We start from the raw sequence: 13,710 nt of genomic DNA, 5'->3' as shown, positions 1-13,710 counted from the left end.
CCGGTCGGATTGTCCAGCTGTTCGTCGCGGATCATCATCGCGATTCACCTTTACCCGACTCACTCGCAATGGTGCCGAGCCACTGCCGAATCTGTGCCGCCACGGCCGGTGCCGCCTCGTCGATCAGGGAGACATGATCGGCGGATATCTCGATTGTGTCGCCGTGATGCTGCCAAGCCGGGATCGGCTCGGCCAAGTCGAGGCCCGGCATTGTGGTTGTAGCTCGGAGCACCAAGGTGGGAGCGGCTATCTCCCTGGCTGGGCGTTCGCCGTAGATCCGCAGGTAGTTGGCCATCACTACCAGGGCACGGTCGTCTATGGAGATCAATTCGTGACCACTGTCGAGCACCAATCTCATCGCACTCGCGAAAACAGCGCGGTTACCGTCGTCGTCATAGGGCGAATAGGTGTCGAGCATCGCGACACCAAGCGGGCCCCTACCGCGTTCCGCGAGTCGCCCGGCGAGCGCATGCGCGACCGCTCCGCCGATCGAGTAGCCGACCAGCGCGAACGTATCTGCACCGATGGTGTCGAGGGTGATGTCGGCGAGATGGTCGAGCAAGGCATTCCAAGTAGCCGGCAGCGGTTGGCCCGCTCGCGTCCCGGGCAACCACAATGCTGATACGCCGAAGTCGTCACCGAGTTCGCGCGCCAATCGGCCGAACTGATGTGGCCCGTTGCCGATCAAGAAGGATGGGACGCAGATCAGTGTGGGTCCAGCACCACCACGCGCCAACAGCATGGGTTTCGAGGAACCTTCCGGATCGGCATGCTCCTCGAAAGCGGTGCTCAGTTTGGCGCTTTCGATCAACAGCGGCAGCGTCGCCTTCACATCACCGCGCCGATGCGCCGCCAGGACCAATTCTGTGATGCTGCCGCGCGGTCCCGATGCGGCGGGCGGCGCCGCGTCGGTGGCCCCGCCGGCGATGCTCAGTTGCGACTGCAACAGCTGCGCGACAGCAGCGGCGTTCGGATAATCGAACGCCAGGGTCGACGGCAATGCCAGGCCGGTGATCACGGCGAGCCGGTTACGGAACTCCACCCCGCCCAGTGAGTCGAACCCGAGCTCGGCGAAAAGTGCGTCGGCGACTACGGTTTCGGCCGAAGCATGCCCGAGGACAACGGCGGCGACGGACCGGACCCGGTGCAGAATGACGTCGTAGTGTTCGGACTCCGGCAGTGTCGCCAGATGTCGTGCGAGCGAGCCGCGCTCGTTGTTCGACTGCACAGCGGCCGGCGCGCGCACGATATCGCGAAGCATCGATGGCAGTACTCCGGAGCGTGACAGCGCGGTGAGTGCGTCCATATCGAGCAACGCGGTCAGCACAAGTGAATGGTTGGTCGCCAAACCCTTGTCGAACAGCTCCAATCCCGGCTCCGGGGTGATCGGCACCAGCCCGAGCCGGGTACGGATCTGGCGAACCGTGTGCTGCGCACCTTCCTGAGCGAGCGCGCTCGCCATGCCGAGGGTCCACAGACCCCACGCCAGGGAATGCGCGGGCAGGCCGGATTCCCGACGATGGTGAGCGAGTGCGTCGAGAAAACGGTTCGCGGCCGCGTAGTTGCCCTGGCCCTGCCCACCGAGCAATGGCGCGGCGGAGGAGAACATGACGAATGCCGAAAGATCGCACTCCAGGGTGAGCTCGTGCAGATTCAGTGCCGCATCGGTTTTCGGCCGCATGACCCGGTTCACCTGTTCGGTGGTCAATGTCTCGATCGTGCCGTCGTCGATCACGCCCGCGCTGTGCACCACGGCAGTCAACGGGTGTTCGGCCGGAATGGTCCGCAGCAACTCACCGAGCGCCCGGCGGTCAGCGACATCGCAGGCGGTGACCCGAACCTCCGCGCCCTGCGCTGTGAGTTCAGTGACGAGTTCGGCCGCGCCCTGCGCGGCTGGTCCGCGCCGAGAGACCAGCAGCAGCCGCCGGACACCGTGCGCGGCAACCAGATGCCGCGCCACCAACGCGCCGAGTCCGCCGGTACCACCGGTGATCAGGACCGTTCCAGTGCCGAACGACACCGGTTCCGCGCCCGATGCACCGGCCCGTACCAGCCTGGGCACCAGTACCTCTCGGCCACGCAATGCGACCTGCGGCTCACCGAGCCCCACAGCTCGGGCCACCGCGTCGGAGGTCAACTCGGTCGCCTCGTCACGGTCGATCTGGATGATCCTCCCGGGATATTCCGATTGCGCGCACGCGATCAAACCGGATACGGCCGCCGCCGCCGGATCGCACGACTCCCCTGGTATTTCGGCGGCATTCCGGGTTACCACGACCAGCGTGGACTTCTCGGTTCGTTCGTCTGCCGTCCAGTCCCGCACTGCGGTCAGCGCCGCATCGACGCGCAGCCGGGCGACTTGGGCCATATCCCCGTTGACCGGTACCTCGTCCACGTGCCACACCGCGATATCGGGGGTTGGCGACGCAGCGAACAGGGCTTCGAGATCCGGGAACACATCGGCAAAACCAGGCACCGTTACCGAACCCAGCGCCGAAACTGTGCGTTGCGGCACGACACCCGGGGCCTGCATCGATGTCCAGCCCAGGGTGTAGAGCGGGTTGGACGTGGCGCTGGCGCGGTGCAGGGTGCGGGTGTCGACCGGACGGGCGAGAACGGCGGCCACCGTGACAACGGGTTCCCCATAGGGGTTTACGGCATCGACGCGGAGGGTGTTCGTACCAGCGACGCTGACGCGCACCCGGAGCTCGGTAGCCGCACTCTGGTGCACTCGCACTCCGGCAAATGAGAACGGCAATGGCACCTGTCCGGCCTCGGTTTCGGAGACCCGATCCAGCGCCGGGTGAAAGGCGGAGTCCAACAGCGCGGGATGAATCCGGTACCGCCGCGCGTCGACATCGTCGGGCAGCGAAAGTTCCACGTACACATCGGTATCGGATGTCCAAGCCGCGCGGACTCCCTGGAAGGCCGGGCCGTATCCGAAACCCACATCCGCCAACCGCTCGTACAACTGCACGGTGTCCACCGGTTCGGCCCCGGACGGCGGCCATACCCGCCCATCCCAGACCGTGTCGCTGACCGCTGCACCAACTCCGGCGGGGACCAGCACCCCCACCGCATGCGTCACCCATCCCGTCTCGTCGGCATACTCGTCGGACGCGATCCGGGAGTGCACCACGAATCGCCGACGTCCCGCGCCGTCGGCGGGCTCCACGACGAGTTGAATATCGACAGCCGCGTCACCGAGCAATAACGGCGACTCGAGCACCAGTTCTTCGACTACGTCCACGCCCACCTGGTCGCCGGCGTACAACGCCAACTCCACGAACCCGGTGCCAGGAACCAATACCGACCCGAAAACGGCGTGATCGACCAGCCATGGCTGTGTCCGCGCCGAAATCTGTCCCGTGAACAGCCACTCGTCCCGTCCCACCACTGGCATCGCACTGGTCAGCAGATGACCCGACAACTGCGTGGCGACCGGCCCCGGCTCCAACCAGTACCGCTGATGCTGGAACGCATAGGTCGGGAGCGGAACACGCCGCGTTACCCGATCCGCGAACAACGGGCGCAACGCGACGCGGACGCCCGCGACATGAGCCTGGACGAGGAACGTCACAAATTGGGTAGCCTCGTCGGTCGACCGACGCGCCGCGGCCGCCACCATTGACCCGGCTTCCACTTCTGGATGACCGGTCAGGCACTCCCGCGTCATCGCAGCCAGCACGGCGTCCGGACCCAGCTCCAGAAAACGCCGGACCCCCGACTCGACGAGCGCGTCCACACCCGACGCGAACCGCACGCATCCCCGTACCTGGTCCACCCAGTAGTCGGGATCGGTCACCTCCATACCGATGACCTGGCCGGAAGTGTTCGACACGATCGGGATCGACGGCGATTGATAGGCCAAACCTTTTGCGACAGAGCGGAACTCGGCGAGCATCGGCTCCATCAACACCGAATGAAACGCATGGCTGACCCGCAATCGGGAGACCCTGACGCCGTCAGCGACCAGCAACTTCTCCAGCGCATCGACCGCGTCCGTTACGCCGGAAAACACCACCGACTCCGGACCGTTCACCGCCGCGATCGACACCCGATCCCGGTCGGCGGCCAGCACCTCGATCGCCCGCGCTTCGGTGATCGCCGCCGCGAGCATCGCCCCGTCCGACGGTAGGGCACCCATGAGCCGCCCACGCGCCGCCACCAGCGCACACGCATCGGCGAGCGACCACACCCCGGCGACATACGCGGCGGTGAGCTCCCCGATCGAATGCCCCGCCAGCACGTCGGGGGTGATCCCGAACGATTCGACGAGCCGGAACAGCGCGACCTCGTAGGCGAACAACGCCGGCTGGGTGAACTCGGTCCGATTCAGTAGTGCCGCTGAATCTTCGGCGAACATCAGGTCCTTCAACGACGGCGGGGAGATAGGCGACGGTCGGTCGCCGGCCGACGGGTGGACCCACTCGAGCAGTGCATCGAACTCCGCACACACCTCATCCAACGCCGCCGCGAAGACCGGGAACGTGCGGTACAGGCCCGAGCCCATCCCCACCCGCTGCGCACCCTGACCGGTGAAGAGAAATGCCGTACTCCCCGATCCGGTTTTTCCGTGAACCACGCTGCCCGCGGACACACCCGAGGCAAGATCCGCCAAACCCGCCAGCAACTGCTCCCGATCACAACCCACGACCGCGCCACGCCAGTTCCACTGCGACCTAGTGTCGATCAGTGACGATGCCACGCTCCACAGATCGTCAGCCGGATGCTCGACCAGCCATTGCCGCAGACGATTCGCCTGGGCCAGGAGCGCATCGCTCGACTTCGCCGATACCAGCAGTGGCACAGGGGCTTCCGGGACAGCAACGCCCGCCACGGTCTCCTCGACAGCCGGTTCGGCGGGCCCGGGCGCTTCTTCGATGATGACGTGCGCGTTCGTGCCACTGATCCCGAACGACGACACCCCCGCGCGCCGCACCCGATCAGCGGCTGCCGGCCACGGCTGCGGCTCGACCAACACCCGAACATCACCGGCCGACCAATCCACATGCGATGACGGCGCGTCCACATGCAACGTCTTCGGCAACATTCCATGCCGTAACGCCTGCACCATCTTGATCACGCCACCCACACCCGAAGCCGCGACCGTATGCCCGACGTTCGACTTCAACGACCCGATTCGCAACGGGGCCGACCGACCCTGCCCATACGCGGAGAGCAGCGCTTGCGCCTCGATCGGATCGCCCAACGGTGTCCCCGTCCCATGCGCCTCCACCGCGTCCACATCGGCCGGCTCGAGTCCCGCGGCCGCCAACGCCGCCGCGATCACCCGCTCCTGCGACGGACCATTCGGCGAGGAAAGGCCATTCGACGCGCCGTCCTGATTCACCGCCGAACCCCGGACAACAGCAAGGATGTCGTGTCCCAACCGCTGCGCGTCCGACAGCCGCTCGACGACAAGCACACCGACGCCCTCCGACCACCCGACACCGTCCGCAGCTTCGGCGAACGACTTGCACCGTCCATCGGCGGCCATCCCCCGCTGACGCGCGAAGTCCACATACAGCTCCGGCGTCCCTCCGACGGTGACACCACCGGTCAGCGCCAGCGACACCTCTCCCCTGCGCAACGCCTGACACGCCAAGTGCAGCGCTACCAGCGACGATGAGCACGCTGTATCCACCGTCATGGCCGGACCCTGCAATCCGAGTACATAGGACACTCGGCCGGAGATCACACTGTCGGCATTCCCGGTCAGCCGGAAACCCTCGTGTTCGCCGACCACCCGCTCGACATATCCGGACTGTCCCGCACCGACGTATACACCGGTATCACTGCCGCGCAGCGACGTCGGATCGAGCCCCGCGTCCTCCAACGCCTCCCACGCTGCCTCCAGCACCAGCCGCTGCTGCGGATCCATCGCCGACGCCTCGCGCGGACCGATACCGAAGAAGCCCGCATCGAACGCGCCGGCTTCGGTCAGAAATCCACCCTCGCTGACATACGTGGTCCCGGGCTTGTCCGGGTCCAGGTGGAACAGCCGCTTCAGGTCCCAGCCCCGGTCCGTGGGGAAGGGCGTAATCGCGTCCGTGCCGGACGCCACCAAATCCCACAACTGTTCCGGCGACTCGACACCACCTGGATACCGACAGCTCATCCCCACGATCGCGATCGGCTCGGCGATCTGCTCCCGCAGCTGCGTCAGCTCGTCGCGGGTCGTCATCAGCTCAACCGTGACCGTCTTCAGGTACATCATCATGCGTTCGGACGAATCGCCAGTGCTTGTATCCATGTCTCACATCCAGATGTATTTCGAGTTGCCAAAATCGCCCGAATGGCGCAAGCAACGACGCAGGCCCACCGAGCTATCGCTTTCGTTCGGTCAGGTGTCGGTAACGTGACGGCGGCTCGCCGAGTCGGCGAAAGGACGCCGATCGGCTGCGCGATGTCTCGCCTGCCCGGCGATCGCGGGCGCGCGGAATTCTCGCGCACTCTCGGCCGCAGTCGGCAATCCGATTAACTCAGGGATGCGAATCTCCAGCGATCGCAACAACTTCCGGCCGCACGGCGGCGTTGCCGGTTCGATCCTTCGAGGGCGTACATCGCCGACTCGGAGAGGATTCGATATGCGAATCGGCTCGATCGCGACCGGTGCGTGCAGTCCGCGACCAGTAGCAGTTCGAAAGTGCGGATCGGCAGGAACACGTTGTTCGATGGCTACTGGTATGTAGTGCATGCGAACGTTCCTTCCACCGTGGTGCAAGGCATACCGACAACGTCATCGGTACTACCCGACTCGACACCAGCAGTCGGCACTTCGCCAGTCAAGACGACGAAATCAGTGCTCATTCAAAATCTCTCTCCGCCAAGCGAACCACCGGACATGCGTCCAGTTGCCTGCTGGGAGTTAGCTTGCCAGCCGAGTCGGTTCCTCGCAACCGATGGCCCGGCCTATAGCGGCACATCTTTCGGCGGCTCGTTGATCCCGGCGGAGGTCGGCCACTCCGGGGATGACGGCCACCCGAATTACGCCGAGGCGGCAACGGGGCAGGTCGCCAACGCAGGAAGGATCCACATCGACCATGAATTGCGTTGCGCAGTCTCATTTCTCGGCCGCAGATGTCACACGACCCGCCGAGTTGGGTTTCGATCAGGTCCGCACACACGGCGAAGAAGGGGTTCGCCGAATGTTCGCGGCGAAACATCCCAGTGACTGGGACGGTCACTGGGACACTCGGCCTCGACAGATGAGGCAGCGGGTGAGTCGACATAGGCACTTCCTCGGTCGGCCTGACGTCGGGCACCGAGCACACGAAAATCTCGAGTCCGGCTACAACCTACAGACCTCGCGAGCAGGGCCGCGTTGCACTCGCTTCCCAGCCTCGGGGAGGCGGCGAGACCCTGTCCGACGACGAATCCCGGGTCCGCTCACTTCGGTTGTGCGGTTGTCCGGTGGCCGGAGTCGGCGACCATCAGGCCGACACCCCCGAGCTGCTACCCCAGCGCTATCCGGACATGCCATTTACACTCGCGGAGTAGCCCCCGCCGACCGGACTGCGCTCGGCCGTGAATACCTCGGAGTTGACGATGCCTTCTCGATGGAAGAACACCGCCACATGCGCGGCGTTAATGGTGGCCGCCGTCCTTCCGATCGGCGTGTCCTCGACCGCACAAGCTGCCCCGGAGCAGTGCCCCGGTATGTATGTCGTGGCGGTTCCCGGCACCTGGGAAACGTCGAAATCCGATCCGGGCCAGGGCATGCTCGCCGCAGTCTCCGACAACTTGCCGGGAGACGTCCGAACCGACTACGTCGCCTACACTGCGACCGCCTTCCCATGGGAAGGCGAGGTGTACGGTCGCTCCAAGCGAGAAGCCCTCGACAATGCCCGTGGCCTGGTCAGCGCGATGGCCCAGCGCTGCGGTGCCACACGATTCGCGCTGGTGGGCTACAGCCAGGGCGCGGACGCCGCCGGTGATCTCGCGGCCGAGATCGGCACCGGGCTCGGTGTGGTATCGCCGAATCGCGTGGAATTGGTCGGGCTGATCTCCGACCCGCGCCGCTCCCCCACCGACAACCTGATCGGCCCGCCCGTCGTCGGCGCAGGCGCCGGTGGGCCGCGCCTCGGCGGTTTCGGCTGGCTCGGCGCGAAGACATACACCTTCTGCGCCGCAGGCGATCTGTACTGCGCGATCCCCGACGGCGACTTCGCCGGTCGCATCGCCGGATTCTTCGCCCAGATCTCCAACCCCGACCCCAGCCAACTCGGTTCATATCAGCAGCAGGCAAACAACCTCATCGCCGACGCCCTGGCCGCAGGTGGTCTCGGGCTGCTGAGCGACCAGCTCAACAACTCCGCGTACGAAGAACGCAAGCAACAGATCGATGATTTTCTGAAGTCCGGGATCCACCAGAGCTACCCCCAGTACTCGATCGGCCCCGACGGTGCCACGCCGCTGACCTGGCTGCGCCGGCAACTGATCGACGCGGCGAGGAACTGATCGCTACTCAGGATCGGTGATCTCGCCGGGAGCAGCCGCACGGGCGACCCACTGCGACCACAGGACCTGCAATGTGCCCGATCTCGTTGGTGTATCGCGCTTCTCGACACGCATGCTGTCGTCCTCGGTACGCGTCGTGTTCGCCGCTATGCCGGCAGGCGGTTGTAGCCGACGATGTTGATGAAGAAGTTGCCCGGGATCAGTTGGTTCATCGCGTGCCACTGTCCCGCTGGGTCGCGCTGGTAGTAGCTCACCGGCAGCCAACCGACGTCGTAGCAGACGATGTCGGCGGTGCCGAACGGGCTCCAATAGGTGCTCGCACCCGGACGGCCGGGTTCGAGCGGGGTCGTGAACTGGTGACTACACGCAGTGATGCTCGGTTCGTAGATCGAGGGAGCTGCCGCGGCGGTCGGCGCGAGCGCGGCCACACAGATAGCGCCCACTCCCGAACACACCGCTGCGGTCAGCGTACGAGGGAAAACACGTCCCATATCGGTTCTCCTCAAAACCATTCCGATCAATAACAGTGAGCACACGATAGTGCCCGAAAGCGATGGTCAGTTGGATACCGCGCGATTCAACGCGTTGCCGATGGCGGAGTAGAGACAAGCATGGCGGTGACAGCGACCGCGGGGAACAGCACCAGCCAGCCGTTGGGAATCCACCAGGCAGGATCGAATTCGCAGCGGACCAGGTAGAAATTCAGTGCCATCACACCCGCGGCCGCGGTTGCGGTGAGCGCAACGAGCATCAGCCGTTCGCCGGAGGCGGGACGCCGACGGGCCAGCAGCAGGCTGCCGAGGCCGATACCGATCGCTGCCAGGTCCAGCCCGAGGAACGACCAGTTCCATTGCCGCAGAATTGGGTCGGTGCCGACGCTGACCACACCGAGCACAGTCGCGGCCCAGTAGGCGAGGAAGCCCAGGTCGGTCCACAACATGATCGTCTTGATACGCGCAAGTCTCCCGCTGGTCATGCCGTTGATTCTCCTCTGACGAATCCACAAGTGGGCCACTTACTGCGAGCGCGGCGGTCGACATGGACGCACCTGCCCGCCGCTGCTCCAGAAAGAGGATCGCCTTCGGTGTGCATCACGCGACCGCGGCGCTGATGCTTGTAACGGCCGGGCTGCTGTTTTGTCAGCTGACAATCCGGGCCGGAGCTCGCCGATTTTCCGTTGCGGGGCAGCGAATCTGTGTTCATCGGCACGGAATGTGTAGTCGGCAGGAGCAGCGGCTCCGGTGGCCGACACTGATCGGGCAGGCATACGACGCCGCGCGGTCACAACTGGTCGACCAACCTTGGAGGTCTCATGAGCAATCATGCCAGTCGGTCACCCACGGTGCACAACCAGGGCGGAAGGCATTGTGGTGGCTGATTCATGACCGTTCTGGCATTGGATATCGGTCCTACGGAATTCGCCGCGAGCCGGGTGGACAGTGGCGTAGGCACGCGGGATATTCAGCGAATCCCGATACCGGCGGATGCGGTGTGGGACAGCTGCCGGGATCTGCTGCTCGATGTCGCCGGAGACGACGAGATCACCGCGGTCGGTATTGCCTGCCCCGGTCCGATCGACAAGATGGCCGGAATGATCACACCGGCACTGATCCCACAGTGGCACAGGGGATTCGGGATCGTGGCAGCGGTTCGGAGGTTGTTTCCGGTCGCGGCCGTTGAGATGGCGACCGATGGCCTGTGCGTGACCCTCACCGAACGAAACCTCGGCGGAGTTCACCACTCGGAAGCCATACTGGCCGGAGCCGGCATCCTCGCCCTGCTCGCAGCGGAGCGGATGGCCCGTGACACACCACCCGGTTTCGGAGCCGGACAGCTCACCGGGCACTTCCACAACCGAGTCGACTATCGCCCGGTCGGTCGGTCACTGTGTGGTCGCTACCGGCCACGGTGAGATCTGTCCACCTGTCAGCAGGCGTGCTGCACCTGGCCGCCAACCTCAACGAAACCTATAATCTGACAATGAAATTCCCTTTCGACGAGCTGACCCCCAATCAGCTGTCGTTCGCCGAACGCGACGAGCGATATCGGCAGCTGCACGACTGGCCCGAACCCACCTATCGGCACAACAGCGGCCTGCGGATGGTCTGGCGCTACGACGACGTGCGGGAATTGATGGAAGCGGCTCACCCCGACATCTCGAACGCGAAATCGCTGGAGCCGCTCGTCGGTTTCGGGCGCATCGCGGCCAATCCCCGCGCGGTCGGCCATCTCTGCCGGCATCTGGTCCCGCTGCCTGCGAAGGCGACCGCGGATCTGACCGACGACGTCCTGCACAAACGAGTGTGGGACACGATGGCCGGCCCGGCGGGACACTTCACAGTGCCGACAGCACAACGCCCGCGACGGATCGAGGATCTGACCGAGCATTTCCACCACGCGCTGCGCACCGAACGCGACACGAGTGACGACCACACCCTCGACGTGAGGTCCCTGTCCATCGATTACGCGGCCAGGATCGTCGGCGCAGCGGTCGGCTTGCCGCCCGCGGACTGGCCGCAGGTGGCCGCATGGAGCGGTGCCCAGTCCGGACTGCTGGGTCGGCGGATGCGCGGCCGCGAATTGGCCGAGGCGGTCGGCGGCCTCGGGCGGCTGTTCACGGTGAGCGCCGAGGCCATCGCATCCGGGGGACAGGGTCGGCCGGATGGATTGCCAGGCCGTCTGCGCGCTGCCCGCATCCCCCGTCGAGTTGCCGTGTCCGCGGTGGCGAACTCGCTGGCCGCGGGCGTGCATACCGTCAGTGGCAGTATTCAGCAGGGCCTGCAACGCCTGCTGAGCGACCCGGACCGGCAGTGGTGGCACCTTCTCGCCGACCAGGCGTCGGCCACACATATCGCGACGAAGATACTTCAGCTCGACCCTGGCCTGGTGGCTTGGAAGCGACACGTCGTCCGCCCGCGGACGCTGCACAGCGGCACCGTACTCGCGGCCGGGCCGGTCCTGGTGATGTGCGCCGCCGCCAACCGGGATCCGCGGGCATTCCCGAACCCCTTGGATCTGCACGGCGCGGGCAAACTTCCGCTGACCTTCGGATTCGGTAAACACGTCTGCCCTGGTAAGCAATTGGCACTGCTCGCAGTCGAGGTGTTCCTACGGGAATTGCGCGCTCTCGCACCGGCCGCACGTCTGGTACCGGCGCGGCAGCCGCCTCGGGCACGCCCCTCCGACTTGCTGTTCAGCGGAGCCGACATCATCATGATCACCGGCTGAACCGTTCGAGGTGTCGCAATGGAGTACTACGAGCTGGATATCGACGATGTCGACGAATGGACCGAAACCGCCAACAGCATCGTCCCGATGGATCATCGCTACCGCGAACCCGAGCGCTGGCAGGTCGCGATGACCGTGCAGCAGACAACCACCTACCAGCTGCTGCGCTGGGATCAGCCCGGCGACCGGATCGCCTTCCGCACTCCGTCGAACATCCGTCGGGCCTCGGCTGAGGACTTCTACTGGGTGGTCGTCCCGCAGCGGGGACAGTTCGCCGCGGCCGACGAGCACGGCGTCACCCGTATCGCACCGGGGCAGGCGGCGGTACTGGCACTGGATCGGCAGTGCCGGCTGCATATCCCCGGCTCGGTGGCCTACGGCTTCCAGGTACCGCGCGCCGAGTTCGCACGATCCGGCCTACGACAGCCGGTGCTCGATCTCGGCTCGGGTCTCGGCAGGATCGCTGCGGGCATGATGCGCGATCTGCATGCCGAACAAGCCGCGCTGACGAGCCGGGAGTTCAACGCGGTCTGCGACCGGATCGCCGAGCTGCTGTGCCTCTTGACCGTAGGCGATACCCACCCGCAGCAGACTCATTTGACCGAGCTCGCCGAGACCGTCCGACAGTACGTGCGCCAGCACATCGGAGCAGCGGATCTCCGGCTGCCCGAGGCGGCGCGGGCATTGGGCTGGTCGCCTCGACAACTGCGCACCGCATTGCATCAGGCGGGCACCACCTATCGGGAAGTGCGCCAGGACGAAGCGCTGCGGGCGGCCCGGACCATGCTCGAAAACCCCGAAACGACAGCGACAATCGGAGAGGTCGCCGCGCGCAGCGGCTTCACCCTCGCCTGGTTCTCCACCGCCTTCAAGGCGCGGTACGGCGAGACGCCGCGAGAATTTCGGAAACGGCGGTTGGCCGAGTCGGTCCGGCCGACAGCGCCTCTCGGCCCGACCACCGCGACACCGAGCGCTACCCGGTCACTCTTTCCATGAGCTCCGCGAGCAACCGCAATGCCCGATCCATCTCGGCTTCGGTCATCCGAGCCATCCCACAGGATGTGCTGAGGCCACCGAATGGGCGGCTGTAGTACTGCCGGGCCTGGGTTAGTGCCGTGACGATTCGTTCCGCATCGACCTTCTCGTGCACGATACCGGCGTAGATCGGCACGTCAGTGGTCAACTGTTCCAGGTGCCGATAGATGTCCGGGTCGTCGACAAGTGGCGGCACATCGGCGCCCGCAAGCGGGATATGAATTCCTTCCAGGGTTCTGCCCTCGGGCCATTGCGCCACGATCGCATTGGCCAGCAGGACGAGCGGTTCGTATCCGTTGATCTTCTTCATCCAGCTGGTGTGTTCCCAATCGCCGCGGCACAGATGGATGGTGACCCGGGCGCCCGCGGGCATACGGCGCACGAACTCGACCAGATCCGAGGCGAGCGCGACAGCCTTTGCGGCGCGTTCCTCCGCCGACTCGATGGTTTCCATCGTCACCATGCGTCCTGGGCTCTCCAGTTGGAAAACCACATCGCCGTGGAACAACCGATGGATGGCCGCGATCTCCTCCAGTGCCGGTTTCCGGAATGAGTCGTAGTGCTCGGTGACGCCAGCCATTCCGAGAGCGAAGAAGGCGTGGTCGTAGGGGTCGATGATATTTGCTTGGTAGGGCTTCCGTTCGCCGCGCTCGTTGATCATGCGGTCCAGAATCGGTTTGGCCGCCTGCGCCTGATCGAGATAGCCGAGCAACACGGGAGGGATCTCGAGTTCCGCTTCGCCCCTGTACTCGTAGGCCGGCATGCCGTCGTATCCCAGCTCGATATTTCCGTCGTCGACTTTCGTCATGCCCGGAAGTGCGAAGGTGGCACGCAGGCGCGGCATGATCCAGCCGGGAAAAGCCGTATCCCCCTCCGGAAATGCGGGCAAATGATGCCACAGCGATTCGAATTTCCGCATCGCCATCGTCCGTGTCGGAGCGTTGGCACTACCCACCAGATAGGTCACTGGAAGAGAAAGATTCG

Annotated in this window: 8 protein-coding genes; 4 read left to right on the top strand and 4 right to left on the bottom strand. The window is 65.2% G+C overall.

Annotated elements, in window-relative coordinates:
- Nucleotides 1–34 precede the first annotated feature (34 nt).
- On the bottom strand, nt 35–6,256 hold the full coding sequence (locus ACLMAJ_RS38100) for a type I polyketide synthase (protein WP_479725049.1): 6,222 nt from the start codon (nt 6,254–6,256) through the stop codon (nt 35–37).
- Between the two features lie 1,295 nt (nt 6,257–7,551).
- Here ACLMAJ_RS38100 and ACLMAJ_RS37460 point away from each other — a divergent pair.
- On the top strand, nt 7,552–8,463 hold the full coding sequence (locus tag ACLMAJ_RS37460) for a cutinase family protein (RefSeq protein WP_412018661.1): 912 nt from the start codon (nt 7,552–7,554) through the stop codon (nt 8,461–8,463).
- A 146-nt stretch (nt 8,464–8,609) separates the two neighbouring features.
- Here ACLMAJ_RS37460 and ACLMAJ_RS37455 read toward each other — a convergent pair whose 3' ends face one another.
- Both ACLMAJ_RS37455 and ACLMAJ_RS37450 read right to left on the bottom strand, forming a co-directional pair.
- On the bottom strand, nt 8,610–8,954 hold the full coding sequence (locus ACLMAJ_RS37455; protein WP_412018660.1) for a hypothetical protein: 345 nt from the start codon (nt 8,952–8,954) through the stop codon (nt 8,610–8,612).
- An 86-nt stretch (nt 8,955–9,040) separates the two neighbouring features.
- A complete protein-coding gene (locus ACLMAJ_RS37450) occupies nt 9,041–9,439 on the bottom strand; it encodes a DUF5360 family protein (protein ID WP_412018659.1) in 399 nt (132 codons plus the stop codon).
- 405 nt (nt 9,440–9,844) lie between these two features.
- On the opposite strand from ACLMAJ_RS37450, the gene ACLMAJ_RS37445 reads away from it, so the two are divergent.
- The 3 genes from ACLMAJ_RS37445 (at nt 9,845) to ACLMAJ_RS37435 (ending at nt 12,687) form a co-directional block, all read left to right on the top strand.
- Nucleotides 9,845–10,375: an ROK family protein gene (locus ACLMAJ_RS37445; RefSeq protein ID WP_412018658.1), complete on the top strand. Its 531-nt coding sequence runs from the start codon at nt 9,845–9,847 to the stop codon at nt 10,373–10,375.
- A 68-nt stretch (nt 10,376–10,443) separates the two neighbouring features.
- Entirely contained in the window at nt 10,444–11,691 is a 1,248-nt protein-coding gene (locus tag ACLMAJ_RS37440) for a hypothetical protein (protein WP_412018657.1), read from the top strand.
- An 18-nt stretch (nt 11,692–11,709) separates the two neighbouring features.
- Nucleotides 11,710–12,687, top strand: a complete 978-nt coding sequence (locus tag ACLMAJ_RS37435) for a helix-turn-helix transcriptional regulator (RefSeq protein WP_412018656.1) — start codon at nt 11,710–11,712, stop codon at nt 12,685–12,687.
- On the opposite strand, the gene ACLMAJ_RS37430 is transcribed toward ACLMAJ_RS37435, so the two are convergent.
- Complete coding sequence (locus tag ACLMAJ_RS37430; RefSeq protein WP_412018655.1) at nt 12,665–13,645, bottom strand: uroporphyrinogen decarboxylase/cobalamine-independent methonine synthase family protein; 981 nt, start codon at nt 13,643–13,645, stop codon at nt 12,665–12,667. The two genes, ACLMAJ_RS37435 and ACLMAJ_RS37430, sit on opposite strands and share 23 nt — an antisense overlap.
- Nucleotides 13,646–13,710 lie beyond the last annotated feature (65 nt).

Origin of the sequence: Nocardia arseniciresistens, from assembly GCF_046764875.1 — a bacterium.
Classification (GTDB): domain Bacteria; phylum Actinomycetota; class Actinomycetes; order Mycobacteriales; family Mycobacteriaceae; genus Nocardia; species Nocardia arseniciresistens.
This window is presented reverse-complemented; position numbering and strand designations above follow the sequence as displayed.